General features: G+C 66.4%; 23 protein-coding genes, 1 other RNA gene and 1 pseudogene. 6 read left to right on the forward strand and 19 right to left on the reverse strand.

All coding sequences use genetic code 11. The features are described from left to right. Positions 1 to 634: 634 nt before the first annotated feature. Positions 635 to 1132 carry a hypothetical protein gene (locus ABIS05_RS25475; protein ID WP_348010568.1) on the reverse strand — a complete coding sequence of 166 codons (498 nt, stop codon included), beginning with the start codon at positions 1130 to 1132 and terminating at the stop codon, positions 635 to 637. Between the two features lie 33 nt (positions 1133 to 1165). On the opposite strand from ABIS05_RS25475, the gene ABIS05_RS25480 reads away from it, so the two are divergent. After that, positions 1166 to 2296 carry a glycosyltransferase gene (locus tag ABIS05_RS25480; protein WP_348010569.1) on the forward strand — a complete coding sequence of 377 codons (1131 nt, stop codon included), beginning with the start codon at positions 1166 to 1168 and terminating at the stop codon, positions 2294 to 2296. Here ABIS05_RS25480 and ABIS05_RS25485 read toward each other — a convergent pair. The 17 genes and pseudogenes from ABIS05_RS25485 to gyrA all read right to left on the reverse strand — a co-directional run bounded on the left by ABIS05_RS25485 (position 2247) and on the right by gyrA (position 19381). Further along, positions 2247 to 3209: a glycosyltransferase family 2 protein gene (locus tag ABIS05_RS25485; RefSeq protein ID WP_348010570.1), complete on the reverse strand. Its 963-nt coding sequence runs from the start codon at positions 3207 to 3209 to the stop codon at positions 2247 to 2249. The two genes, ABIS05_RS25480 and ABIS05_RS25485, sit on opposite strands and share 50 nt — an antisense overlap. Then, on the reverse strand, positions 3206 to 4153 hold the full coding sequence (locus ABIS05_RS25490) for a capsular polysaccharide synthesis protein (RefSeq protein ID WP_348010571.1): 948 nt from the start codon (positions 4151 to 4153) through the stop codon (positions 3206 to 3208). Before ABIS05_RS25490 ends, ABIS05_RS25485 begins: the two co-directional genes overlap by 4 nt. Further along, positions 4150 to 4593, reverse strand: a complete 444-nt coding sequence (locus ABIS05_RS25495; protein WP_348010572.1) for a hypothetical protein — start codon at positions 4591 to 4593, stop codon at positions 4150 to 4152. The genes ABIS05_RS25490 and ABIS05_RS25495 overlap by 4 nt, the downstream gene beginning before the upstream one ends. Further along, a complete protein-coding gene (locus ABIS05_RS25500; protein ID WP_348010590.1) occupies positions 4544 to 5059 on the reverse strand; it encodes a hypothetical protein in 516 nt (171 codons plus the stop codon). Before ABIS05_RS25500 ends, ABIS05_RS25495 begins: the two co-directional genes overlap by 50 nt. A 115-nt stretch (positions 5060 to 5174) precedes the next feature. Next, a pseudogene (locus tag ABIS05_RS25505) lies at positions 5175 to 5489 on the reverse strand (SIS domain-containing protein); the annotation flags it as partial. Positions 5490 to 5575: 86 nt separating this feature from the next. Further along, positions 5576 to 6541 carry a capsular polysaccharide synthesis protein gene (locus ABIS05_RS25510; RefSeq protein ID WP_348010573.1) on the reverse strand — a complete coding sequence of 322 codons (966 nt, stop codon included), beginning with the start codon at positions 6539 to 6541 and terminating at the stop codon, positions 5576 to 5578. Further along, on the reverse strand, positions 6538 to 7251 hold the full coding sequence (locus ABIS05_RS25515; RefSeq protein WP_348010574.1) for a glycosyltransferase: 714 nt from the start codon (positions 7249 to 7251) through the stop codon (positions 6538 to 6540). The genes ABIS05_RS25510 and ABIS05_RS25515 overlap by 4 nt, the downstream gene beginning before the upstream one ends. 14 nt (positions 7252 to 7265) lie before the next feature. Further along, the gene (gene lapB, locus ABIS05_RS25520) at positions 7266 to 8408 is read right to left on the reverse strand and encodes a lipopolysaccharide assembly protein LapB (protein WP_348010575.1); all 1143 of its coding nucleotides are present in this window, start codon (positions 8406 to 8408) and stop codon (positions 7266 to 7268) included. Beyond that, positions 8398 to 8706, reverse strand: coding sequence for a LapA family protein (locus ABIS05_RS25525; protein ID WP_348010576.1), 309 nt, complete (start codon positions 8704 to 8706; stop codon positions 8398 to 8400). Before ABIS05_RS25525 ends, lapB begins: the two co-directional genes overlap by 11 nt. Positions 8707 to 8725: 19 nt before the next feature. Beyond that, positions 8726 to 9022: an integration host factor subunit beta gene (locus ABIS05_RS25530; RefSeq protein WP_348010577.1), complete on the reverse strand. Its 297-nt coding sequence runs from the start codon at positions 9020 to 9022 to the stop codon at positions 8726 to 8728. A 117-nt stretch (positions 9023 to 9139) separates the two neighbouring features. Then, on the reverse strand, positions 9140 to 10855 hold the full coding sequence (gene rpsA / locus ABIS05_RS25535) for a 30S ribosomal protein S1 (RefSeq protein ID WP_348010578.1): 1716 nt from the start codon (positions 10853 to 10855) through the stop codon (positions 9140 to 9142). A gap of 172 nt (positions 10856 to 11027) precedes the next feature. After that, complete coding sequence (locus tag ABIS05_RS25540; RefSeq protein WP_348010579.1) at positions 11028 to 13028, reverse strand: bifunctional 3-phosphoshikimate 1-carboxyvinyltransferase/cytidylate kinase; 2001 nt, start codon at positions 13026 to 13028, stop codon at positions 11028 to 11030. Then, positions 13028 to 13927: a prephenate dehydrogenase/arogenate dehydrogenase family protein gene (locus ABIS05_RS25545; RefSeq protein ID WP_348010580.1), complete on the reverse strand. Its 900-nt coding sequence runs from the start codon at positions 13925 to 13927 to the stop codon at positions 13028 to 13030. The genes ABIS05_RS25540 and ABIS05_RS25545 overlap by 1 nt, the downstream gene beginning before the upstream one ends. Then, positions 13927 to 15024, reverse strand: coding sequence for a prephenate dehydratase (gene pheA, locus ABIS05_RS25550; RefSeq protein WP_348010581.1), 1098 nt, complete (start codon positions 15022 to 15024; stop codon positions 13927 to 13929). The genes ABIS05_RS25545 and pheA overlap by 1 nt, the downstream gene beginning before the upstream one ends. Beyond that, a complete protein-coding gene (serC, locus tag ABIS05_RS25555) occupies positions 15017 to 16108 on the reverse strand; it encodes a 3-phosphoserine/phosphohydroxythreonine transaminase (protein WP_348010582.1) in 1092 nt (363 codons plus the stop codon). The genes pheA and serC overlap by 8 nt, the downstream gene beginning before the upstream one ends. Before the next feature lie 22 nt (positions 16109 to 16130). Continuing rightward, on the reverse strand, positions 16131 to 16721 hold the full coding sequence (locus tag ABIS05_RS25560; RefSeq protein WP_348010583.1) for a DUF2059 domain-containing protein: 591 nt from the start codon (positions 16719 to 16721) through the stop codon (positions 16131 to 16133). A 5-nt stretch (positions 16722 to 16726) separates the two neighbouring features. Continuing rightward, complete coding sequence (gene gyrA / locus ABIS05_RS25565) at positions 16727 to 19381, reverse strand: DNA gyrase subunit A (protein WP_348010584.1); 2655 nt, start codon at positions 19379 to 19381, stop codon at positions 16727 to 16729. 268 nt (positions 19382 to 19649) lie between these two features. Between gyrA and ompA the strand changes: the two genes are divergently transcribed. The 4 genes from ompA to ssrA all read left to right on the forward strand — a co-directional run bounded on the left by ompA (position 19650) and on the right by ssrA (position 22158). Continuing rightward, entirely contained in the window at positions 19650 to 20309 is a 660-nt protein-coding gene (gene ompA / locus ABIS05_RS25570) for an outer membrane protein OmpA (protein WP_348010588.1), read from the forward strand. 84 nt (positions 20310 to 20393) lie between these two features. After that, positions 20394 to 21098, forward strand: coding sequence for a bifunctional 2-polyprenyl-6-hydroxyphenol methylase/3-demethylubiquinol 3-O-methyltransferase UbiG (gene ubiG / locus ABIS05_RS25575; protein WP_348010585.1), 705 nt, complete (start codon positions 20394 to 20396; stop codon positions 21096 to 21098). After that, entirely contained in the window at positions 21095 to 21772 is a 678-nt protein-coding gene (gene gph, locus ABIS05_RS25580) for a phosphoglycolate phosphatase (protein WP_348010586.1), read from the forward strand. The genes ubiG and gph overlap by 4 nt, the downstream gene beginning before the upstream one ends. A 13-nt stretch (positions 21773 to 21785) precedes the next feature. Beyond that, positions 21786 to 22158, forward strand: a transfer-messenger RNA (tmRNA) gene (gene ssrA, locus ABIS05_RS25585). Positions 22159 to 22217: 59 nt separating this feature from the next. Here ssrA and lexA read toward each other — a convergent pair. After that, complete coding sequence (gene lexA / locus ABIS05_RS25590; RefSeq protein ID WP_348010589.1) at positions 22218 to 22886, reverse strand: transcriptional repressor LexA; 669 nt, start codon at positions 22884 to 22886, stop codon at positions 22218 to 22220. Between the two features lie 100 nt (positions 22887 to 22986). On the opposite strand from lexA, the gene ABIS05_RS25595 reads away from it, so the two are divergent. Continuing rightward, positions 22987 to 23768, forward strand: a 782-nt coding sequence (locus tag ABIS05_RS25595; RefSeq protein WP_348010587.1) for an asparaginase, incomplete at its 3' end; no start/stop codon positions are given.

Genomic DNA, 23768 nt, shown 5'->3' on the forward strand with positions numbered 1-23768 from the left:
GTCACCACCCACGACTCAACTCTCTTGCGTGTCGCCATGCCTTAACCCAACCACCGCGTGAATGGCGGTTCGGGACGAGAGTTTACTATTTACGGATAACCTCTTAGTATTTCCGCTGCGTGGCCGAGCAAGGCCGTGACGGGCAGGTCAGCGTGATCGCGGCGCCCACGGGCCATGGCGCGCGAGCTGATCGGCCACGAGCCCTGGGTGCGCGAGGTCATCGACTTTGACCGGCGTCCGCGCCGCAGCGAACGACGCAAGGGCCGCCACAGCCGTGCTGCGTTTTGGCGCCGAACTCGCGCCAAAGCACTTCGACCGCATGGTGCTGTTCTCGGATCACCCGGGTCGTGCCAACGTCGCCCGCTGGCGTGCCGGCATCCGCACCATCCTCGGCTTCGGCGACACCTGGCTGCAGCGCCGGCTGCTGACGACGTCGCCCTGGATTCAGCTCTACCGCGGCCCCGCAGTGCCCGGCTACAAGGACGCGACGAACTTTGCCATCGCGCAGTGGTTTTGCAGCGCCCCCATCGTGCCGCGCCTGAGCGTGCGCCCTGATGTGCTGGCGCGCATGCAGCAGCGCCCTGGGCGAGCTGCAGCGGCCGCTGCATGCGCTGGCGATCGGCGCTTCGGAGCCCTACAAGCAGTGGGGCGAGGATCGCTTCGTCGAACTGGCCGACCGGCTGGCTGTCCCGCAGCAGCGCCATGCCGACGTCACCGGTGATTTGAAGGATCTGCTGCGGGTCGTTGACGACCTTGGTGACGGCGGCGCCCGGCTGCATGCGGGGTAGACCTGGGCGTCGAGCTTCAGCAGCGCCTCCACCAGCGCAGTGCGGAAGTCCAGCACGCTGCGTGTCAGCGTCCAGTTGAAGAGGTACTGGCCGGCAAAGTCGAACAGTCCACGGCACAGGTAGAGGCTGATCAACACGACGGGCACCATCCACAGCGGGAAGGCGCTCTTGGTGAAGCCTTCGCCGAAGGCATAGCCGATGAGCTTGGGGATCATCGGCTCGGTGGCCGCCGCGCCGATGTAGGCCAGCACTGTCAGCAGCGCGCCCCAGCGGTGCGGGTAGCTGTATTGGCTCAGGCGGCGGGCGGGGCTGGCTGGGGTGCTGGCGTTGGCGTCAATCGACATGGGGGGCGATTCTCCCTCCTACACTGCGCGCCGATGCCGAACGACACCTCCATCGCTGACCGCCCGCGCGTCGTGCATTTCGTGACTGGCGGCTTCTCGGGCGCGACGCAGGTTGCCGTCGATCTTTGCGTTGCTGCGCTCCACGGCGGCCCGTTCGAGCCCGTGCTGGTGCTGAGGAGCAAACCGCATACGCCGATGGCGCGGGTCGAGGCGCTACGAGCCCAGGGCCTCACGGTTCATCTGGTGTCCAACCACTGGTGGCACCGGATGACCGTTGGCGAGCTTGCCGGACTGTTGCGCGAGCTGCATCCCGTGGCGCTGCTGGCGCACGGTTTCCCGGAGCACTTGATCGGTCGACAAGCCGGCCTGGACGCCGGCATCCCGGTGTTGATCCAGGTCGAGCACAACTCGCGCGAGCGCTATTCGCCGTTGAGCCGGTGGCTGTCGCGCCGGCTGGCGCGGCACTCGGCGGCGCTGGTCGGAGTCAGTGAAGGCGTGCGCGAGAGCCTGTTGGCGCAGGGCCTGCCGGCGGACAAGACCGTGGCCATTCCCAATGGCGTCGATCTCGCGCGCTTTCCGGCGCCGGGTGGCGAGCGCGAGGCGGGTATTGTCATGTCGGCCCGCTTCGCGCGGCAGAAAGACCATGCAACGCTGATCGAGGCCGTGGCCCGACTGGCCTCACAAGGGCTGAAGCCGCGGCTGCAGCTCGCCGGGACCGGGCCGCTGCTGAGCCGCATGCGATCCAGGGTGGCAAGCTTGGGCCTGGGTGAGCAGATCGCCTTCCTGGGTCATCACGGCGACATGCCCGGCCTGCTGGGCTGGCAGGCCCTCTATGTGCTGTCCACGCACTACGAGGGCATGCCGCTTGCGTTGGTCGAAGCCATGGCGGCGGGATGCGCCTGTGTGGCGTCCGATGTCATCGGAGTGCGCGGCGTTATCGAGCACGGTGTCTCGGGCCTGCTCGTGCCGGAGGGTGATGTACAGGCCTTGGCAGACGCCATTGCCCGTTTGCTGCGTGATCCAGCGCTGGCTGCTCGCCTGGGAGCCGCGGCTCGCGAGCGGGCCTTGGCCGAGCATGGCCTCGCGCTGATGCGTGAGCGCTACGAGGCGTTGATCACGCGCTGCGCCACCACTGCAGACCTCGCAACCAACGCCCGCGTTTGAAGTAGGCCGCCAGCAGCTCGCGCCTGGACAGCGGCGAGCTGCGATCGAAGCGCTCGACGTCCGTCCGCAAACCGGCCAATGCGTCACCCCCCAACTGCAGCCGCCGCCGTTTGGCACGCAGCAGCGTGCGCGCGCAGAAGTGCGCCATCTCGAAGCGCGTGTCGTCACTCAGCGGTGGCAGCTGCGCCGCCAGGCCATCGAGAGCCCAGGTCCAGTCGTCCAGACGTTTCACATCCAGTTGGCTGAGCAGGCTGCCGCCCCGCTGGCGGTAGGCGATCCAGATCTCGGCGACGTGCAGATGTCGTGGCGTGTGCAGCAACAGGTGCGGGTAGACGGCCATGTCCTCGAAGACTCGGCCTTCGGGGAAGCGGAGAGAAGCGGGCCAGCAGGCACGGCGCACGATCTTGCTCCAGGGGTGGAACTGGCCGTGCGCGAAGAAGCCGCGAAGGCGCTGGTTCACGTCATCCATCAACACGCCGTTTGAACCGTCGAAGCTGGCGACGTGGCGGTGGCGTGGTTTGACGGACTCGGTCGACGGGCCGTCGTCGAAGACGCGGAAATCGCAGCTCAGCAGGTCGGGGCGGTGTTCGGCCAGCAAGGCCTTCAGGCGCGGGATGGCGCCGGCTTCGACGAGGTCATCGGGATCAATGAACCACAGGTAGTCGCCGCGCGCTTCGTCCAGCAGGCGATTGCGCGCCGCACTGACGCCGCAGTTCTCGGGTTGGTGGATCAGCCGTGCCCGGGGCAGCAGCGCTTCCACCAGCGCCGCCGAGCCGTCCGGCGAGGCATCGTCGACGAAGATGAGTTCAACGCCGTCGTCGATCTGCGTTATCAACGACTCGATGCAGGCCTTCAGCCAGGGCTCGACCCGGTACAGCGGGAACAGCAGGCTGAGCCAGGGTGTCGAGCTCATGGCTCGCGGTCGAGCAGATGCCGCAGGGCGCTGAACGGCGACACCAGGCCACGCCGCCAGTTGCGCTCGACGACCTCGCGGTCACCGCCGCGCAGCTTCAGCACTGCCGGCAGCATGCGCGGGCAGGGCACCAGCGCGAGTCGCGCGTAGAGGTGGCGCTTGCGCCAGCCCACGGCGGCTAGCCAAGCGAAGGGGCCATCCTCGGCGCGCAGCAGCGCCAAGCGTGCGAGCTGGGGTTCGCGGTCCAGCAAGTCGCTGGCGGCGACGTGCATCAGCAGGTAGCGCTGGAAGTCCTCGGTCAACGCCTGCACGACCCGCGCGTGCCGGCCCTCGGCGCGCAGCCTTTGTAGCAGCGGTTCGGCGCCTTCGTCGAGCGAGCGATCGAAGGCGCCGGCCAGTGCGAGGGCGAAACGGCCGCCTGGCACGGACGCCATCAACCAGTTCTCAACAATGGGCTGCTCGGGTCGTGTCGTATAGCGGTCGATGTAGAAACCGACATAGTCCGCTGCACGGCGCCGGCGCGTCTCGTGCAACCAGGCCAAGTCACGGCTCAACAGCATGGACGCATCCATCCACACACCGCCATGCCGCGCCAACAGCTGGATGCGCAGCCAGTCGGCCTGGCGGTAAGCGGGCAGGGCGTCGAAGTCGGCACGTAGTTCGGGCAGCCACTCGGCGATGTTGCCTCGGTCCAGCAAGCGCAGATCGTGGTCGGGCGCGAAACGGCGCCAGTTGGCCAGGCAGGCCTGGATGAAGAGCGGCGGCGGCTTGGCCTGCCAGTAGGTCCAGAGGATCTTGGGGATTTCTTCGTGGCACAGCGGGGCGCTCTCGCCCACAACGACCACGCGCATCTGCGCAGGCACATTGGCTCGCAGCACGGTGGCCAGTTCGCGCAGCAGCAGGCCTGCGACGATGACCAGCAGGCCCAGGACGACGAGGTTCATTCGCGCCAGTGGTCCGCAATCCAGCGCGCGGGCCGGGCATGCCGCCAGTTCCAGTCGTTGCGACCGGCCAGCGCGGCGGGCGAGTTCATGCCGCTGTGGAAGATCAGGGTGCGCGCGCCGTCGGCGATTAAGGGGTCACGCCAGTAGCCGGTCGGCCAGGCCGGGATGCAGTGGTCTTTGTAGCCGGCGCACCAGGTGTTATCCCAATATTTGAGCTTCCCCTGACGGTGCAAAACAGCGGACAGGAAGGCCTGCTCGTTGCTGTAGTCGGCCTTGGCATGGTCGGCTACGAACTCGGTCAGCACATCCAGGTGTGCACTGAACTCCCAGCGATAGTCCGACAAGTTGCCGATGATGCGCCAGGGCTCGCTGCGGATGCCTTCGCTGCGATCAGTCAGGCAGACGAGATTTAAGTCGGCCTTCAGAGGGCGCGGCGCCATCGCGTAGATTCGGTTGACGTACTCGTGGCCGTACTTGGTGCCCCACTTCGTGTAGACGATGGACGAGGGAAGCGGCCTCGTCGGGCGGCGGTGCGGCGGCGGCGGCGTTGAGCTTGAGCAGCTCCGTCGCTGCGGAAAGCGCCGGCTGCTCGCGCACATACCTAGACAACTGTTCACATTGCGGCCCAGACTGCAGCGTCGCCAGCGCGTGCAGTAGATGCATTCTGGGCGCTTGCTGGAATTGCTCGGTCAGCAGAGCGATGGCGCGCTCGGGCTGGCCCAGCGACTGGGCGGCTGCGGCGCAACCGGCGGCGACAGGGTTGAAAGCGGGCGGGTTGGCCGAGAGCGGCTTGGTGCAGGCGGCCATCGCTGCCTCGGTTTGACATGCGTTGAGCAGAAGGCCCAGCGGCACATAGGCCCGTGCGCTTTCCGGCTCGCGAAGCTGGGCATCGTCGAGCAGTTCCAACGTGAGATCGGCATGGCCTGGGGACTGGGCGACGAGGGCCTGCTAGCAAAGGTAGCGCGCCAGGCGGCTGGAGAACGAGCCGGCGCCGGCGGCCTACAACTCGGCGGCCACTTCGGAGGCCTTGCACCTGGCGCGTGAACACGTCGTCGAAGCTGTAGTCGTTGCCGATGCAGGTCAGCGCCGAGCTGTCGACGGTGAGGGCCAGACCGGCCAGCGGCCGGCGGTCCTTGATAAAGCGGCCGGTGAGTTCGGACGCCAGATGCTGGCAGTCCGCCGCCGAGCCGCCATTGCCGCAGAACATCAGCTTGCCGCCGGAGGTCAACACGCCGGCCAGACGCTTGCCGGCGGACAGCACCTGCGCGTCGAGCGTGCCCAGGATCTGCATCAGCTGCAGGTGTTCGTCGAGATTGCTTAGAAACAGGGAGCTCATGGGTCAACGCAGGGCTTTCGCCCGCCTTCAGACTGATGCTTCAAGTATCGGCGATGGGGCTGGCCGCTCGCCGGCCGCCCGGCGCCTCAGGGGCCGTCAGGCCTGCGTTCGACGAACTGCACCAGCGCGCTGAACGGCGACACAAGACGGCGCCGCCAGTTGCGCTCGACAACCGCCAGATCGCCGTCGCGAAGCGTCAGCATGGCGGGCAACACGCGCGGGCAGGGCAGCAGCGCCAGGCGCGCGTGAAAGCGGCGTTTGCTCCAGCCCACGCCGGCCTGCCACGCGTACGGGCCGTCCTCGGCGCGCAGCAGCACCAGGCGCGCGGCCTGAGGCTCGCGGTCCAGCAGATCACTGGCGGCGATATGCATGAGCAGATAGCGCTGGCTGTCGTCCGGCAGCGCCTGCACGACGCGCGCATGCCGGCCTTGCGCCTGCAGGCTCGCCAGCAGCGCCTCGGCGCCTTCGTCCAAAGCGCGGTCGAAGGCGGCGGCCAAGGCCGTCACGAACGGCCCGTCGGGCACCGAGGCCATCAGCCAGTTGTCGACGATGGGCAACTCGGGCCGCGTCGTGAAGCGGTCAAGGTAGAAGCCGACATAGTCCGCGCCGCGGCGGCGGCGGGTGTCGTGCAGCCAGGCCAGGTCGCGGCTCAGCAGCGTGGCGGCATCCATCCATACGCCGCCGTGTCGCGCCAGCAGCTGGAGGCGCAGCCATTCGGACTGAAGCTGAGCCGGCATCGCGCCGAAATCGGCACGCAGCGCGGGCAGCCATTGCAGGACGTTGTCACGGTCCAGCAGGCGCAGTTCATGGTCGGGCGCGAAGCGGCGCCAGTTGTCGAAGCAGGCTCGGATGAAGGCGGGCGCCGGGGGCTGCTGCCAGTAGGTCCAGATGATCTTGGGAATCTCCGCGCTGCAGGCCGGGGCGGATTCGCCGACGGTGACGGCGCGCGTCTGCGTCGGCACCTTGGCTCGCAGCACGGTGACGAGTTCGCGCAGCAGCAGCAGCGCAGCCAGGGCCATCAGGCCGGCCACGCCAATCTGGGCGGCCGTCATTCGCGCCAGTGGTCCGCAATCCAGCGCGCCGGCCGGGCGTGACGCCAGTTGCCGTTGCTGCGGCCGGCCAGCGCGTCGGGCGGGTTCATGACGCCGTGAAAGATCAGGATGCGCGCGCCGTCGGGGATGAACGGGTCACGCCAGTAGCTCGTCGGCCAGGCCGGGATGCAGTGGTATTTGTAGCTGGCGCACCAGGCGTCATTCCAATACTTGAGCTTGCCCTGACGGTGCAACACAGCGGACAGGAAGGCCTGCTCGTTGCGGTAGTCAGCCTTGGCCTTGGCCTGGTCGGCGACGAACTCGGTCAGCACGTCCTGGTGGGCGCCGAGCTCCCAGCGATAAACCGATGAGTTGCCGGTGATGCGCCAAGGCCGTTTCCAGTCGTGGATGACGAGGAACTCGCCGGGCACCTCGAAGAAGGGGGTGATGTCGTCGACGATGACGACGTCGAGATCGAGGAAGAGGGCGGTGCCGGCCAGGCCGTACTCGTTGACCAGCACCGGGCTGAAGGTCGTCAGCTTTTTCCAGCCCCGCTCGGGTTCGCCGTTAGGCAGTGTCAGCTCGGGGATGGGCAGGCAGCGCACTTCGGCGCGGATGCCTTCGCTGCGGTCCGTCAGGCAGACGAAGCTGAAGTCACCTCTCAGATGCCGACGCACCATCGCGTAGAGGCGGTTGACGTACTCGGGGCCGTACTTGGTGCCCCATTTCATGCAGACGATGGTTCTCACAGCTCTTCCACGTGGCGGGGCGGGTAGCTGTCCCAGTTCAGGCAACCGGGGCACTGCCAGAAGTAGTGGGCGGCCTCGAAACCGCAGGCGGCGCAGCGGTAGCGCAGCAGTGGCTTGGTGGCCTTCTCCAAGGTCTGGATGAGGGGCGTGGCCTCGTCGGGCGGCAGTGCGGCGGCGCTGAGCTTGAGCAGTTCGGTCGCTGCGGAAAGCGCCGGCTGCTCGCGCAGATGCGTGGCCAGGCGTTCACGCTGCGGGCCAGGCTGCAGCGTCGACAGCGCGCGCAGCAGATGCATGCTGGGCGCGCGTTGGTATTGCTCGGTCAGCAGCGCAATGGCGCGCTCGGGCTGGCCCAGTGACTGGGCGGCTGCGGCGCAATCGGCGGCGACCAGGTTGAACGCAGGCGGGTTTGCCGACAGCAGCTTGGTGAACGCGGCCATTGCGCCTTCAGCTTGGCCCGCTTTCAGCAGCAGCTGGCCTTGCTGCACATAGGCCCGCGCGCCTTCGGGCTCGCGGCGTTGGGCCTGGCCGAGCAGTTCCAGCGCGAGGTCGGCATGGCCTTGCGACTGGGCGACGAGGGCCTGCTCGCAGAGGTAGTGGGCGATGCGGCCGGAGAAGGAGCCGGTGCCGGCGGCTTCGAGCTCTGCTGCCACCTCGGCGGCTTTGGACCAGTCGCGCGAGCGCTCGTACAGCGACAGCAGCGCCAGGCGCGCCTCGCGCTCGAAGGCGGTGTTGCGCAGTTCGGCATAGGCCGCCTCGGCGCGGTCGAACAAGCCGGCCTTGAAGAAGTCCTGCGCCAGCTCGTGCTGGGCACGGTCGCGGTCGGTCTTGGGCAGGTCCCCACGGCGCAGCAGGTGCTCGTGCACGCGAACGGCGCGTTCGGTCTCGCCGCGGCGGCGAAACAGGCTGCCGAGTGCGAAGTGCAGCTCGGAGGTGTCGGGGTCGTTCTGAACGGCTTCGATGAAGGCGTCGATGGCCTTGTCCTGCTGCTCGTTCAAGAGCAGGTTCAGCCCCTTGAAATAGGCCTTGGGCGAATCGCGCTGTTCAAGCTTCCACTGCTTGGAATCGAGCTTGGAGGCCAGCCAGCCCAGGACGAAGACGACGGGCAGGACGAAGAGCAGCCAGCGCGGATCAAACTCCATCTTGGTGGGCGGCGAAGGGCGCTGAGGGTGACAAGGGCACGTCGGGCGCCGGAGTGGGCAGGGGCGTCAGCGGCTCGATGCGCTGGGCGGCGCGGCGATGGCGCCACCAGGCCGGCACCATGGCCAGCACCCCGAAAGCGGCGCCCAGGCCGAAGGCCAGCAGCACGATGATGACCTGCGGCGCGCGCCACTCGTGGCCGAAGAACCAGCGCACGACGGCGTCGTGACTGTTGTTCAGCGCGAAGGCGAACAGCGTGAAGAAGAGCAGGGCTCGCAGGAGCCAGACGAGGGTGCGCATCGCGCGGGATTCTAGGCAGTCAATCCGTCACCGGCAGATGCTTGTCCACCGCTTCGCGCAGCGCCTTGCCGGGCTTGAAATGCGGAGCCAGCTTCTCGGGAATCATGACCTGCTCGCCGCTGCGCGGGTTGCGGCCCACGCGGGGCGGGCGGCGGCTGATGGAGAAGCTGCCAAAGCCGCGGATCTCGATGCGGTGGCCGCGTGCGAGCGCGTCGCTCATCGCGTCGAGGATGGTCTTGACCGCGAACTCGGTGTCCCGCTGGGTCAGTTGGCCAAATCGTTCGGCGAGCACGGCGACGAGGTCGGAGCGGGTCATGGCAGAGCTTTGCTGGAAGCTGAAATTGAAACAGGCCCGCTGGCAGGGCCGGCGAGCCTGTGGGGAGCATACCCGGCCTCCAGCGATTCGCCAGGGGCCGGGCGGGCCAATCAGAGCTTAGTTGCCCTGGTTATCCAGCTTGGCGCGCAGCAGGGCGCCCAGGCTGGTGGTGCCGGCGTTTTCACGCTCGCTCGACTGGCTCAGGCGCGTCATGGCTTCCTGGTTGTCGGCGTTGTCCTTGGCCTTGATGGACAGCTGGATGTTGCGGGTCTTGCGGTCGATGTTGACGATGACGGCAGTGACTTCGTCGCCTTCCTTGACCACGTTGCGGGCATCTTCCACGCGGTCGCGGGAGATTTCCGAAGCACGCAGATAGGCCATCACGCCTTCAGTCAGCTCGATCTCGGCGCCGCGCGGGTCGACGGTGATGACCTTGCCGGTCACCGACGCGCCACGGTCATTGATCGTGGTGTAGGCGGTGAACGGGTCGCTGTCGAGTTGCTTGATGCCCAGCGAGATGCGCTCGCGCTCAACGTCGACTGCCAGCACGACGGCTTCGACTTCCTGGCCCTTCTTGAAGTTGCGAACGGCGGTTTCGCCGGTCTCGTCCCAAGACAGGTCAGACAGGTGCACCAGGCCGTCGATGCCCTGCGCCAGGCCCACGAACACGCCGAAGTCGGTGATCGACTTGACCGGGCCCTTGACCTTGTCGCCGCGCTTGACGTTCTCGGCGAACTCTTCCCACGGGTTGGCCTTGCACTGCTTCATGCCCAGGCTGATGCGGCGCTTGTCTTCGTCGATTTCCAGAACCATGACTTCGACTTCGTCGCCCAGCGTGACAAGCTTGCTGGGGGCGATGTTCTTGTTGGTCCAGTCCATTTCGGAGACGTGCACCAGGCCTTCGATGCCCGGCTCGATCTCGACGAACGCGCCGTAGTCGGCGATGTTCGTGACCTTGCCGAACAGGCGCGTGCCGGTCGGGTAGCGGCGAGCAACGCCGAACCACGGGTCGTCGCCCAGTTGCTTGATGCCCAGCGAGACGCGGTTCTTCTCGGCGTCGAACTTCAGGACCTTGGCGGTCAGTTCCTGGCCGACCTGAACGACTTCGCTCGGGTGGCGGACACGGCGCCATGCCATGTCGGTGATGTGCAGCAGGCCGTCGATGCCGCCCAGGTCCACGAACGCACCGTATTCGGTGATGTTCTTGACCACGCCGTTGACGATGGCGCCTTCGGACAGCGTTTCGAGCAGCTTGGCGCGCTCTTCACCCATGGAGGCTTCGACCACGGCACGACGCGACAGCACAACGTTGTTGCGCTTGCGGTCGAGCTTGATGACCTTGAACTCCATGGTCTTGCCCTCGTAGGGGCTCATGTCCTTCACCGGGCGCGTGTCCAGTAGCGAGCCGGGCAGGAACGCGCGGATGCCGTTGACCAGGACGGTCAGGCCGCCCTTGACCTTGCCGGAGACGGTGCCGGTCACGAAGTCGCCGGACTCCAGGGCCGTTTCCAGGCTCAGCCACGAGGCCAGGCGCTTGGCCTTGTCGCGTGACAGGATGGTGTCGCCGTAGCCGTTTTCGATGGCGTCGATGGCCACCGACACGAAGTCGCCGACCTGGACTTCCAGTTCGCCCTGGTCGTTCTTGAACTCTTCGATGGGCACGTAGGCTTCGGACTTGAGGCCTGCGTTGACGACGACGAAGTTGTGTTCGACACGAACGACTTCGGCCGAGATCACTTCGCCAGCGCGCATGTCGGAGCGCTGCAGCGACTCCTCGAACATGGCGGCGAAGGATTCCATGCCGGAATCTTGGGCGGTTTGGGTTTGGGACATGTTGATGGGATCCTGATGCGCCGGGGAGCCCCGGACGCGGCGTGCAGACGAGCTGCGGGTTAAGTTGTTGACATCACCGCCCTCAGTGAACTGACGTTCGGAGGGAAGGGCGGCGGGCCGTTGGCTTCTCAAGCCTGGACCTTTTTGAACACCTCGTACGTAACGAGGCGCTTCAGAAGGGTCGGCGCTGCTGCCACCAATTCAGCATCTGATCCACCGAGGCTTCGATGGTCAGCGCCGAGTTGTCGAGCAACTGCGCGTCCTGTGCGGGTTCCAGTGGCGAGGCCGAGCGGTTCTTGTCCCGTTCGTCCCGCGCCTCCAAATCTTCGCGTAAGCCTTTGATATTAGCGGAAATACCTTTGGAAATCAATTGCTTAAGCCGCCGCTCGGCGCGCGTAGCGGCGCTCGCGGTCAGGAAGACCTTGAGGTCGGCGCTGGGGAAGATGGCCGTGCCCATGTCGCGGCCGTCGGCGACGAGGCCGGGTAGGCGGCGAAAGCTCAGCTGCAGCTGGTGCAGCGCCTGGCGCACGGCCGGGTGCACGGCAACCTGCGAGGCCAGCAGGCCGGTCGCCTCGGCACGCAGCCGGGCGCTGACGTCTTCCTGGCCGAGAAAGACCTGGCCGTCGCCGAAACGCAGCGCCAGCGTCGGCACGATGGCCGCGACCGCAGCGCCATCGTCCAGGTTCAGGCCGGCGCGGCGAGCTGCCAGGCCGGTGACGCGGTAGAGCGCGCCGGAGTCCAGCACGGCAAAGCCGAGCGCCTTGCCGACCTCGTCGGCCAGCGTGCCCTTGCCGGAGGCGGTGGGACCATCGATGGTGATGACGGGGATGTCGGCAGCGTTGGCCGTCACGACGCCGAACAGCGTCTCGAAGTAGTCCGGGAAGGTCTTGGCGACGCAGTGCGGCTCCAGGATGCGCACCGGCACGGCAGCGTCGGTAACCAGGCCGTTGAAGGCGGCCAGCGAGAAACACATCGCGACGCGGTGGTCGTCGTAGGTGTGGATGGCCGCAGCTTTCCAGTCGTGCAGCGGCTGCACGCGGATCCAGTCCGGGCCTTCATCGACCGTCGCGCCAAGCTTGCGCAACTCGGCCGCCATCGCGGCGATGCGGTCGGTCTCCTTGACGCGCCAGCTGGCGATATTGGTCAGCGTCGTCGGGCCGTCGGCGTAGAGCGCCATGACGGTCAGCGTCATCGCTGCGTCGGGGATGTGGTTGCAGTCCAGCGTGATGCCCTTGAGCGGCCAGGCGCCACGGCGCACTTCCAACCAGTTCGGGCCGGTCGTGACTTCGGCGCCCATCGCGGTCGCGGCTTCGATGAAGCGCACATCGCCCTGGAGTGACTCGCTGCCCACGCCTTCGATGCGCACCGGCGCGTCGGCGGCAGCGATGGCGCCCAGAGCAACGAAATAGGACGCCGACGACGCATCGCCCTCCACGAACACCTCGCCAGGCGAGCGGTAGCGGCTGCCGGCCGGGATGACGAAAGCCTCCCAGCCCTCGCGCATCACGTCGATGCCGAAGCGCGCCAGCAGCGCCAGCGTGATCTCGATGTAGGGCTTGGAGATCAGCTCGCCGATGACCTCGATGCGGATGTCGCGCTCGGCCACCAGGGGCAAGGCCAGCAGCAGGGCGGTCAGGAACTGGCTCGACACGTCGCCGCGCACGCGCACCGGCGCGTCCAGTGCCAGGGACGAAGGGCCGCGCAGGCGCAGCGGCGGGTAGCCGGCGTTGCCGAGGTCGTCGATCTCGCAGCCCAGGCCACGCAGCGCGTCGACCAGGTCGCCGATGGGCCGCTCGTGCATGCGCGCGACGCCCGAGACCTCGAAGCTGCCGCCCTGCGTCGCGGCCAGCAGCGCCAGCGCGGCGGTGAGCGGGCGCATCGCGGTGCCGGCATTACCAAGGAAAAGCTTCGCGTCCTTGGCGCGCAAGGTGCCGCCCAGGCCGTCGATGACGAGCGCGTCGCCCTCACGCCAGATGCCGCAGCCCAAGGTGCGCAGAGACTCCAGCATGACGGCGGTGTCGTCGGACGCCAGCAAGTCGCGCACGAAGGTCTTGCCCTCGCTCAGCGCTGCCAGAAGCAGCACGCGGTTGGAGATGCTCTTGGAGCCGGGCAGGCGCACGGTGCCTGCAGCGCCACGCAACGGCGGCAGGTCGAGGAAGGGAATCTTGAACATCACTTGCCGGCCGGGCGGCCGGGCGGGACTGCAGGAGGAGGAGGGTTGCCCCAGGCGGCGCGGCCTTCGGCGATGGGCCGCAGCGCTGCCTCCAGGGCCACGGCGTCACCGGTTTCGATCAGGGCTTCGAGTTGGTCCAGCATCGTGCGAAAGCGCTTGGACTGCGCCAACACCTCGTGCTTGTTGGCCAGCAAGATGTCGCGCCAGACGCCGGGCTCGCCCGCAGCAATACGGGTGAAGTCGCGAAAGCCCGGGCCGGCGAGGCTGAGGTAGTCCCGCGCGGCGGGCTGCTCGGCGATGGCCTGGAAATAGGCGAAGGCCAGCAAGTGCGGCAGATGGCTCACGGCGGCGAAGGCGGCGTCGTGGTTGTGCGGCCGCATCTTCAGCACGGTGGCGCCGAGGGCCGACCAGACGTCGGTGGCGCGCTGCACCAGCATCGGGTTGGTGAAGGGCTGGGGCGTCAGGATGACCTGGCGGCCTTCGTAGAGCGTGGCCTCGGCATGCTGCACGCCGCCCGACTCCTTGCCGGCGATGGGGTGGCAGGGCACGAAGCTTGCGGCGCGTTCACCCAGTGCGCGGCGGGAGGCTTCGATGACATCGCACTTGGTGGAGCCGACGTCCATGAACAGGACGCCCGGGTTCACCAAGTGGCGGATGGCCTTGAGCGTGCTCTCGGTGGCCGACACGGGCACGGCGATCAGCACGATGTCCGAGCCGGACACGGCGAGCAGCGCGGACTCGGCCGCCACGTCAATGACGCCCAGCTTCTTGGCCAGCTTGGTCGTCGAGGGCGATTTGCTGTAACCGACGACGCGCTTGACCAGACCGGCCTTCTTCATCGCCAGCGCGAAGCTGCCGCCCATCAAGCCGCATCCGATCACGCCGAGCTGCTGGAACATCAGTTTTTTACCGGGTAGGCGCCCAGCACCTTGAAGAAGGCGCAGATCTGGCGCAGCTCGGCCAGTGCGTCGGCCACATGGGACTGGGTGGGGTGGCCGTCGAGGTCGATGTAGAAGTAGTAGTCCCACTGGCCGGTGCGGGCCGGGCGGGACTCCAGGCGCGTCATGGACACGCCGTGCTTCTTCAGCGGCACGAGCAGGTCGTGCATCGCGCCCGGGCGGTTGGCCACGGAAACGACGAGACTGGTGCAGTCCCGGCCGGTGGCTGGCGGCGTGGCCATCGTCTGCGGCAGGCAGATGACGGCGAAGCGGGTGCGGTTGTAGGCCTCGTCCTGGATGGCGTGGGCGACGATGTGCACGCCGAACAGTGTGGACGCTCGCTCGGCACCCAGCGCGGCCCAGGCCGGGTTGGTGGCGGCCAGGCGGGCGCCTTCGGCATTGCTGGACACGGCTCGGCGCTCAACATCGGGCAGGTGCTTGTTGAGCCAGTTCTGGCACTGCGCCAGCGCCTGCGGGTGCGCCAGCACGGCCTCGATGCCGTGCATGGACGGCTCCTTGCGCATCAGGTTGTGGCGGATCAACAGGCTGACTTCGCCGACGACGTGGCAGGGCGTGTGCAGGAACAGGTCCAGCGAGCGCGTGACGACTCCCTCGGTCATGTTCTCGACGCCGACGACGCCGAACTGCGCACTGCCGCTGGCCGTCGCGTGGAAGACCTCGTCGAAGTTGGCGCAGTAAGTCATGTCGGCCGCGCCACCGAAATATTCAAGGGCCGCCTGCTCGCAGAAGGTGCCCATGGGGCCGAGCACGGCGACACGCTGCGGCGACTCCAGCGCCAGGCAGGCCGACATGATCTCGCGCCAGATCGCCGCCACATGCTCGCCTTGCAGCGGGCCGGGGTTGGCGGCGCGGATCTTCTCGATGACCTGCGCCACGCGGTCGGGGCGAAAGAAGGGCGTGCCCTCGGCGCGCTTGATCGCGCCCACCTGCTCGGCAACATGGGCACGCTCGTTCAGCAGCTTCAGCAACTGCTTGTCCAGGCCGTCGATCTGGTCACGCAGCGCCAGCAGGGCTTGGGAGGCGACGGGTTCAGCCATGGCGGGACTCGAAATCCTTCAGGAACGACACCAGCGCCTGCACACCTTCCAGCGGCATCGCGTTGTAGATGGAGGCGCGCATGCCGCCGACCGACTTGTGGCCCTTGAGGGACAGCAAGCCGGCGGCCTTGGCCTGGGTGAGGAAGCTCTCGTTGAGCTTGTCGTCACGCAGCAGGAAGGGCACATTCATGCGCGAGCGGCAGCTGGAGTCGACGCGGTTCTCATACAGACCGGAGGCGTCCAGTGCGCCGTAGAGCAGGGCGGCCTTGTCGATGTTGCGCTGCTCGACGGCCGCCAAGCCACGCTTGCCGGCGTACTCCAGCGCCTTGACCCACTGGAACACCAGGCCGGCGACGTAGATCGCGAACGTCGGCGGCGTGTTGTACATCGAATGGTTGGCGGCCACGGTCTCGTAGTTGAACGCCGAGGGGCAGATGTCCAGCGCATGGCCGAGCAGGTCATCGCGCACGAAGACGAGCGTCATGCCGGCCGGGCCGATGTTCTTCTGCGCACCACCGAAGGCCAGGCCGACGCGGCTCCAGTCGATGGGGCGGGACAGCAGATGCGACGAGCAGTCGATGACCAACGGCACGCCGTTCGTCAGCAGCGGCAGGTCGTGGAACTCGACGCCGTCGATGGTCTCGTTGGTGCAGATGTGGACGTAGGCTGCGTCGTCGCGCAGCGCCCAGTCGCCGGGAATAGCGTAGCCCTTGCCGATGTCGGCGGCGATTTGCACGTCGGCATAACGGCGGCCCTCGGCCGCGCTCTTGCGCGACCAGGAGCCCGTCACGACGACGTCGATCTTGCCGCCGCGGCTGAGGTTCAGTGGCACCACGGCGTTCTCGCCCAGGCCGCCGCCCTGCATGAACAGGATGCGGAAGTTGCCCGGCACGGCGAGCAACTCGCGCAGGTCGGTCTCGGCGCGCTCAAGGATCGCGCCGAACTCCTTGCCGCGATGACTCATCTCCATGACGCTCATGCCGCTGCCCTGCCAGTCCAGCATTTCCGCAGCGACCTGACGCAGGACGGGTTCGGGCAGCGTGGCGGGGCCGGGGGCGAAATTGAACGGACGGGATGAGGTCATCGACGGATAGGTTGCTGCGGGCTTACTTCTTCGGTGCGGCGGAGGCCGCCGGCTTGGGTGCGGCGGCCGGCTGCGGCGCGATGCCGAGCTGTTTGGCGAGGCTGGCCTGCAGGCTCTTGAAGCGGCCATCCAGCGTCGGGCCGGCTTCGGCCATCACCTTCTGCGCAACCGCCTTCTGCAGCTCGACGCTGGCGAGGCCGAATTTCTGGCTGACCGGCGATTCTGCCCAGACCAGGACCTGCTTCAGTTCGTCCTCGCTGAAGCGTTCGTCCAGCAGCGCCGAAGCCGTGTTGGGCACGGCCTTGGAGATCTTGTCCTTCAGGTAGGGCACGTTCTCCTCGACGAACTTCTTCAGGTCGGCATCCATGGCCTTGGCCGTGGCTTCGCGCTTTTCTGCCGGCATCTGTTGCAGGGCGCCACGGCCAGCCTGCGTCAGCTGTGACAGCGGGCCCTGGATGATGTTAGCTGCCAGGCCATCGGCCAGGCCCTGCTGCTGCAACGCGACGATCTTGTCGATTAGCACCTTCTTGGCCGGCGAGGGTTGGGCCAGCGTAGAGCCGGCAGAGAGGGCAAGGGCGATGGCGAGGGCCAGGCCCAGCTTGCGAGAAGTCATATCAGTCAGTCCTTGGGAGCTTCAGGGATATCGCCGGTCGGGTCAGCTTCACCCGGTTCAGAGCCGGCATCGGCTTCATTGGCATCGTTCTCGACGATGCGTTGCAGGCCCGACAGCTTGCTGCCGTCGTCCAGCGCGATCAACGTGACGCCTTGCGTGGCGCGGCCCAGCTCACGGATCTCGCTGACGCGGGTGCGAACCAGCACACCCTTGTCGGTGATCAGCATGATCTCGTCCGCCGGGCGCACCAGCGTCGCTGCCACGACGCGGCCGTTGCGCTCGGTTTGCTGGATGGCGATCATGCCCTTGGTGCCGCGGCCGTGGCGGGTGTACTCAGTGATGCTGGTGCGCTTGCCGTAGCCGTTCTCGGTGGCGGTCAGCACGCTTTGGGTTTCGTCCTCGGCCACCAGCATGGCGATGAGGCGCTGATCGGGCTCGAGCATCATGCCGCGCACGCCGCGGGCGGTGCGGCCCAATGGGCGAACTTCGTCCTCGTCGAAGCGCACGGCCTTGCCGCCGTCGCTGAACAGCATCACGTCGTGGTGGCCGTCCGTCAGCGCAGCGCCGATCAGGTGGTCGCCTTCGTCGAGGTCGACGGAAATGATGCCGGCCTTGCGCGGGTTGCTGAAATCCTTCAACGACGTCTTCTTGACCGTGCCCATGGCGGTGGCCATGAAGATGAAATGGTCCTCGGGGAAGACACGAAATTCGCCGGTGAGGGCCAGCACCACGGTGATCTTCTCGCCGGCCTGCAGCGGGAACATGTTGACGATCGGCTTGCCACGCGAGTTGCGGCTGCCCTGCGGCACCTCCCAGACCTTCAGCCAGTAGACACGGCCCCGGTCGCTGAAGCACAGCAGCCAATCGTGCGTGTTGGCGATGAAGAGCTGGTCGACCCAGTCGTCTTCCTTGGTCTGCGTGGCCTGCTTGCCGCGGCCGCCGCGCTTCTGGGCGCGGTATTCGCTCAGCGCTTGGCTCTTGATGTAGCCGGTGTGCGAGAGCGTCACGACCATGTCGGTCGGCGTGATCAGGTCCTCGGTGCCCAGCTCCTGGGCGTTGTGCTCGATGACGCTGCGGCGCGCACCGAGCTTGGTCTGGCCGAATTCGGTCTTCACCTGCACCAGCTCGTCGCTGATGATCGTCGTGACACGGGCCGGCGTGGCCAGGATGTCCAGCAGGTCGGCGATCTCCGACATCACTTCCTTGTACTCGCCGACGATCTTGTCCTGCTCCAGGCCGGTCAGGCGCTGCAGGCGCATCTGCAGGATCTCGCCGGCTTGCGATTCCGACAGGCGATACAGACCGTCGGTCTGCATACCGTACTCAGGCTCCAGACCGTCAGGGCGGAAGGCCGAGCGGCCGCCAGGCGTCTGGCCTTCCGCGCGGGAGAGCATCTCGCGCACCAGCGACGAATCCCAGCTCTTGGCCATCAGCGCGGACTTGGCGACGGGCGGTGTCGGCGAGGTCTTGATCGTCTCGATGAACTCGTCGATGTTGGCCAGCGCCACCGCCAGGCCTTCCAGCACGTGGCCGCGCTCGCGCGCCTTGCGCAGCTCGAAAATGGTGCGCCGGGTCACCACCTCGCGGCGGTGCTCCAGGAACACGATGACCATGTCGCGCAGATTGCAGAGCTTGGGCTGGCCGTCAATGAGGGCCACCATGTTCATGCCGAAGCTGTCCTGCAGCTGCGTCTGCTTGTAGAGGTTGTTCAGCACCACTTCGGGCACTTCACCGCGCTTGAGCTCGATGACGACCCGCATGCCCGACTTGTCGGACTCGTCCTGTATGTGGCTGATGCCTTCGATCTTCTTCTCGTGCACCAGTTCGGCGATGCGCTCGAGCAGCGTCTTCTTGTTGACCTGGTAGGGGATCTCGTCAACGATGATCGACTGGCGCGAGCCCTTGTCGATGTCCTCGAAGTGCACCTTGGCACGCATGACGATACGACCGCGGCCGGTGCGGTAGCCGTCCCGAACGCCGGCCAGGCCGTAGATGATGCCGGCGGTCGGGAAGTCCGGCGCCGGGATGATCTCCATCAGCTCGTCGACCGTGCACTCCGGGCTCTTCAGCGCGAACAGGCAGGCGTCGATGACTTCGTTGAGGTTGTGCGGCGGAATATTCGTCGCCATACCCACCGCGATACCCGACGAGCCATTCACCAAAAGATTCGGCAAACGGGTCGGCAGGACCAGCGGTTCTTTATGACTGCCGTCGTAATTCGGCCCGAAATCGACAGTTTCCTTGTCGATGTCCGCCAGCATTTCGTGGGCGATTTTGTCGAGGCGGATTTCGGTGTATCGCATCGCGGCGGCGTTATCGCCGTCGATGGACCCGAAGTTGCCTTGCCCGTCGATCAGCATGTGCCGCAGGCTGAATGGCTGTGCCATGCGCACGATGGTGTCGTAAATGGCCGAGTCGCCGTGCGGATGGTATTTACCCATCGTTTCACCCACTGCCTGCGCGCTTTTGCGGTACTTGGCGTTGTAGGTGTTGCCCATTTCATTCATCGCGTACAGCACGCGACGGTGCACCGGCTTGAGGCCGTCGCGGGCATCGGGCAGGGCGCGGCCGACGATCACGCTCATCGCGTAATCGAGGTAGGAGCGGCGCATCTCCTCCTCAAGGCTGATCGGCAGGGTTTCCTTGGCGAACTGGGTCATGCGGGCTCGATCTTCTGCGTGCGCGGCCTGGCCTCACGGCAGGGCAACATCAGGGGGTGGCGAAAGGTGCTAATTCTATGCGGCCCGCTACCCTGTAGCAGGAGCGCAACAGCGTCACCGCGCCCACGAACGTAGGCCGCCACAATGCGGTCGACCCAGTGCCCACATGGCACAATCGTTGAGTCCCTAGGAGAAACCCTAAAGACTCTCCTGCGGTTTGAGTACTAACTCTCGCAGGGCAACTGCGGCATTCCTTGAGAGGAGAATCATGAAGAAACTGAATCGCGTGGCGTCGCTGTTTGCGGTGGCTGCGGTCGTCGCGGCGGCATCGTCGGCCACTACGGCCCAGACTGTTGACAACTGGCGCGCTACTGACGGCACCGTTTGGAAGAACGGCACCAACGAATATTGCTGGCGCGACAACTTCTGGACGCCGGCCACGGCTGCCAAGGGTTGTGATGGCGAAATCAAGCCTGCAGAAAAGCCGGTAGCGCCCCCCGCGCCGCCTGCTCAGCCGCCGGTCGCCCCGCCTGTCCCGCCGAAGCCGGTCCCCCCGCCTCCGGCGCCGGTCAGCGAGAAGGTCACCTTCGCTGCTGATGCATTCTTCGACTTCGACAAGTCGACGCTGAAGCCTGAAGCCACCGCCAAGCTGGATGACCTGGTCAGCAAGACCAAGGGCATCAACCTGGAAGTCATCATCGCCGTGGGCCATACCGACTCGGTGGGCAGCGATGAGTACAACCAGAAGCTGTCGATCCGCCGCTCGGAAGCCGTCAAGGCCTATCTGGTGGGCAAGGGCGTCGAGCCGAATCGCGTCTACACCGAAGGCAAGGGCGAAAAGCAGCCTGTGGCCGACAACAAGACCACCGAAGGCCGTGCAAAGAATCGCCGCACGGAAATCGAAGTCGTTGGTACGCGCAACAAGTAAGTCGAAACGCCGCATCGCGCTTTAGAGCGCTTTGTACAAAGCCCCGCCGGCACGCCGTCGGGGCTTTTTTATTTTCAGCAGACCATGACGATCAATGCCGACCCGCAGGAGCTCGCCAAATTTGGCGAACTCGCCCACCGCTGGTGGGACCCAGAGAGCGACTTCAAGCCGCTGCACCAGATCAACCCGCTGCGCCTGGGTTGGATCCAGCAACTGTGCCCATTGGCGGGCAAGCGCGTCGTCGACGTGGGTTGCGGCGGCGGCATCCTGAGCGACTCGATGGCACGCGCCGGCGCCAAGGTGCTGGGTATCGATCTGTCGACCAAACCGTTGCGCGTCGCCGAGTTGCATGCGATGGAAGCGGGCACCGAGGGCGTCGAGTACCGCGAGATTGCCGTCGAGGCGCTGGCTGACGAACAGCCGGCCAGCTTCGACGCCGTCACATGCATGGAGATGCTGGAGCACGTTCCCGATCCCGCTTCGGTCGTGCGTGCGCTGGCGACGCTGGTCAAGCCCGGCGGCTGGGTCTTCCTCTCGACACTGAACCGCAACGCCAAGGCCTTCTTGCTGGCCATCGTCGGCGCTGAATACGTGCTGAACATGCTGCCCAAGGGCACTCATGAATACGCGCGCTTTCTGAAGCCGTCGGAACTGGCGCAATTCTGCCGCGACGCCGGGCTTGAACTGCAGTCCAGCCGAGGCCTGACCTACAACCCACTGACCCAGCGCTACAGCCTGGGGCAGGACACCGACGTCAATTACCTCATCGCCTGCCAGCGCCCGCTGTGAAGGGGCTCGCCCCGCGTTGGGCGCATCTGCGCGCGGTGCTGTTCGACCTTGACGGTACGCTGATCGACAGCGCCGGGGATCTCGCCAGTGCGGCCAACGCAATGCGCGCCGAGCGCGGTCTGGCGCCGCTGCCGTTTGCGCAATACCGGCCACATGGCGGTTCGGGCGCACGCGGCATGCTGGGTCAGGCCTTCGCGATCAGACCAGGGCAGCCAGGGTATGACGAACTCAAGAGCGAGTTCCTCGATCGCTACGAGGCGCTGATGTACGACACCACGCGCCCGTTTGCCGGTATCGAGTCAGAACTTGCAGGGCTGTCAGCAGCAGGCCTTGCGTGGGGCATCGTCACGAACAAGGCAGAACGTTTCGCGGTACCGCTGACCACCGCGCTGCGCTTGGGTGCGCAGGTCGTGGTGGGCGGTGATACCACCGGCCACACCAAGCCGCATCCCGCGCCGCTGCTGGAAGCGGCGCGTCGTTTGGGCATTGCGCCTGAGGCCTGTGTCTACGTTGGCGATGACGAACGAGACGTCATTGCGGGTCGCGCCGCCGGCATGGCAACGGCGGTTGCGGCCTGGGGCTACCTCGGCGTCCAGGCCGACCACAGCCAATGGCGCGCCGATATGACGCTGTCCTCGACCGGTGAGCTCTTGAAGCAGCTCGGACTGGCCTAAACTACGGGACTCTGGGGCCGACTTGGTTTCGACGTGGGTGCGGATCCGGAGTAGGGCATGCCGAGCACCAGTTCGCTCGTAAAACCACTGGAAACAAAGTAACTGCAAACGACTCTACGTTCGCACTCGCCGCTTAATTGCGGATGAGCTTCTCAACGGCAGGCCGATGGGCCGGGCTGAACCTCGCAAGGGGCTAGGCTGAGAAGTCACTCACATCGGCTGGCAATGCGCTGGGTCACTCAGTGTGTTGTGAGACTAAGTGACTGGCGGGAAAGCTAGCGTGCCACTGCGCGAGTTGACCGTGAGATTCAAATCAGCCGGCTAAGCATGTAGATCTGCCCGGTGATGGCTGACGGACGGGGGTTCAATTCCCCCCGGCTCCACCATCTAAAACGAAAGGCCCGTGTCGGTGACACGGGCCTTTTCTATTTCAATTGAGCCGGGGTCAATTGAACCCTTGTCCGCGGATCAGGCCGACCGCCAGGCCCTCGATACTGAAATGCTCCTCGTCATTGACGAGGATGGGTTCGAAATCGGCGTTCTCGGGCAGCAACTGGATGCCGTCAGGCCCGCGCTTGAAGCGCTTGACGGTGACTTCCTCGCCGACTCGGGCCACGACGATCTGGCCGTTGCGGGCTTCCTTGGCGGACTGCACGGCGAGCAGGTCGCCGTCGAGGATGCCGATGTCACGCATGCTCATGCCTTTGACCTTGAGCAGGAAATCGGGCTTCTTGGCAAACAGCGAGGGTTCGACGGTGTAGGTCTGCTCGACATGCTCCTGCGCGAGGATGGGGGCGCCGGCGGCAACGCGGCCGATCAAGGGCAGGGTGAGTTGCGCAAAAGCCGGGATCGGCATGCTGAATTGACGGGCGCGGTTGACGGCGTTCAGTGTGTCGGACTTGAGCCGAATGCCGCGAGAGGTGCCGCCGACGAGTTCCAGCACGCCCTTGCGGGCCAGCGCCTGCAGGTGCTCCTCAGCGGCATTGGCGGACTTGAAGCCCAGCTCTGCGGCGATTTCGGCGCGGGTGGGGGGCGAGCCGGTGCTTTCAATAGCGTTGCGCACCAGGTCAAAAATCTGCTGTTGGCGGGCGGTAAGCTTGGGTTGATCTTGCACGGACGGCCCTTCTTGAAATGGCGAGAGTGCTGGCAATTTGTCCAGCAACTGTATTTTTGTCCAGGAAACCAGCAAATTGCAAACCCCACCGAAGTTAATTGTGATTCTGGGTACCGGCGGCACGATCGCCGGCACCGCCGCGAGCGCCAGTGACGGCGTGGGCTACACGGCCGCGCAACTGCGTGTGGAGGACTTGCTCGCGGCAGTTCCGGCATTGGCCGGGCGGCCGCTCGAGGCACAGCAGGTGGCGCAGTTGGACAGCAAGGACATGGACTACGTGACTTGGCAGCGCCTTGCCAAGGCCGTCCACGCGCAGTTGGCGCGGCCGGAAGTGGCGGGCGTCGTCGTCACCCACGGCACGGACACGCTTGAGGAGACGGCCTATTTCCTGCACCGCGTGCTGGCGCCTGAGAAGCCCGTGGTGTTCACGGCGGCGATGCGGCCGGCGACGGCGCTGGCGCCGGACGGGCCGCAGAACCTCTTCGATGCCGTTCAGGTGGCTGGCACGCCCGGCGCGGCTGGCGTGCTCGTCGCCTTCGCCGGGCGTGTGCATGACGCCGTGCAAGTGCGCAAGACGCACAGCTACCGCGTCGATGCCTTCGAATCGGCGGACGGGGCGCTTGTGGCGCGGGTCGAAGAGGGGGTGGTCCGGCTGGTCGGCCGCTGGCCTGTGGGTGAAGCGTTAGGTCTCGGCGGAGTGGAACGGGCGGCGCAGGGCTGGCCGCGCGTCGACATCGTGCTCAACCACGCGGGCGCCGATGGCCGCATCGTGCGGGGTCTGCTGGCTGCGGGCGTCGATGGCCTCGTTGCGGCCGGCACGGGCAATGGCAGCCTGAGTACGGCGCTGGACACCGCGCTGCGCGAGGCGCAGGTGCGCGGCGT

It is taken from the genome of Roseateles sp., assembly GCF_039929605.1.
Classification (GTDB): domain Bacteria; phylum Pseudomonadota; class Gammaproteobacteria; order Burkholderiales; family Burkholderiaceae_C; genus Pelomonas.

Coding starts and splice junctions, on each gene's coding strand:
- ABIS05_RS25475 (WP_348010568.1), bottom strand. CDS start 1,132: ATGTCGATTGACGCCAACGCCAGCACCCCAGCCAGCCCCGCCCGCCGC.
- ABIS05_RS25480 (WP_348010569.1), top strand. CDS start 1,166: ATGCCGAACGACACCTCCATCGCTGACCGCCCGCGCGTCGTGCATTTC.
- ABIS05_RS25485 (WP_348010570.1), bottom strand. CDS start 3,209: ATGAGCTCGACACCCTGGCTCAGCCTGCTGTTCCCGCTGTACCGGGTC.
- ABIS05_RS25490 (WP_348010571.1), bottom strand. CDS start 4,153: ATGAACCTCGTCGTCCTGGGCCTGCTGGTCATCGTCGCAGGCCTGCTG.
- ABIS05_RS25495 (WP_348010572.1), bottom strand. CDS start 4,593: ATGGCGCCGCGCCCTCTGAAGGCCGACTTAAATCTCGTCTGCCTGACT.
- ABIS05_RS25510 (WP_348010573.1), bottom strand. CDS start 6,541: ATGACGGCCGCCCAGATTGGCGTGGCCGGCCTGATGGCCCTGGCTGCG.
- ABIS05_RS25515 (WP_348010574.1), bottom strand. CDS start 7,251: ATGAAATGGGGCACCAAGTACGGCCCCGAGTACGTCAACCGCCTCTAC.
- lapB (WP_348010575.1), bottom strand. CDS start 8,408: ATGGAGTTTGATCCGCGCTGGCTGCTCTTCGTCCTGCCCGTCGTCTTC.
- ABIS05_RS25525 (WP_348010576.1), bottom strand. CDS start 8,706: ATGCGCACCCTCGTCTGGCTCCTGCGAGCCCTGCTCTTCTTCACGCTG.
- ABIS05_RS25530 (WP_348010577.1), bottom strand. CDS start 9,022: ATGACCCGCTCCGACCTCGTCGCCGTGCTCGCCGAACGATTTGGCCAA.
- rpsA (WP_348010578.1), bottom strand. CDS start 10,855: ATGTCCCAAACCCAAACCGCCCAAGATTCCGGCATGGAATCCTTCGCC.
- ABIS05_RS25540 (WP_348010579.1), bottom strand. CDS start 13,028: ATGTTCAAGATTCCCTTCCTCGACCTGCCGCCGTTGCGTGGCGCTGCA.
- ABIS05_RS25545 (WP_348010580.1), bottom strand. CDS start 13,927: ATGTTCCAGCAGCTCGGCGTGATCGGATGCGGCTTGATGGGCGGCAGC.
- pheA (WP_348010581.1), bottom strand. CDS start 15,024: ATGGCTGAACCCGTCGCCTCCCAAGCCCTGCTGGCGCTGCGTGACCAG.
- serC (WP_348010582.1), bottom strand. CDS start 16,108: ATGACCTCATCCCGTCCGTTCAATTTCGCCCCCGGCCCCGCCACGCTG.
- ABIS05_RS25560 (WP_348010583.1), bottom strand. CDS start 16,721: ATGACTTCTCGCAAGCTGGGCCTGGCCCTCGCCATCGCCCTTGCCCTC.
- gyrA (WP_348010584.1), bottom strand. CDS start 19,381: ATGACCCAGTTCGCCAAGGAAACCCTGCCGATCAGCCTTGAGGAGGAG.
- ompA (WP_348010588.1), top strand. CDS start 19,650: ATGAAGAAACTGAATCGCGTGGCGTCGCTGTTTGCGGTGGCTGCGGTC.
- ubiG (WP_348010585.1), top strand. CDS start 20,394: ATGACGATCAATGCCGACCCGCAGGAGCTCGCCAAATTTGGCGAACTC.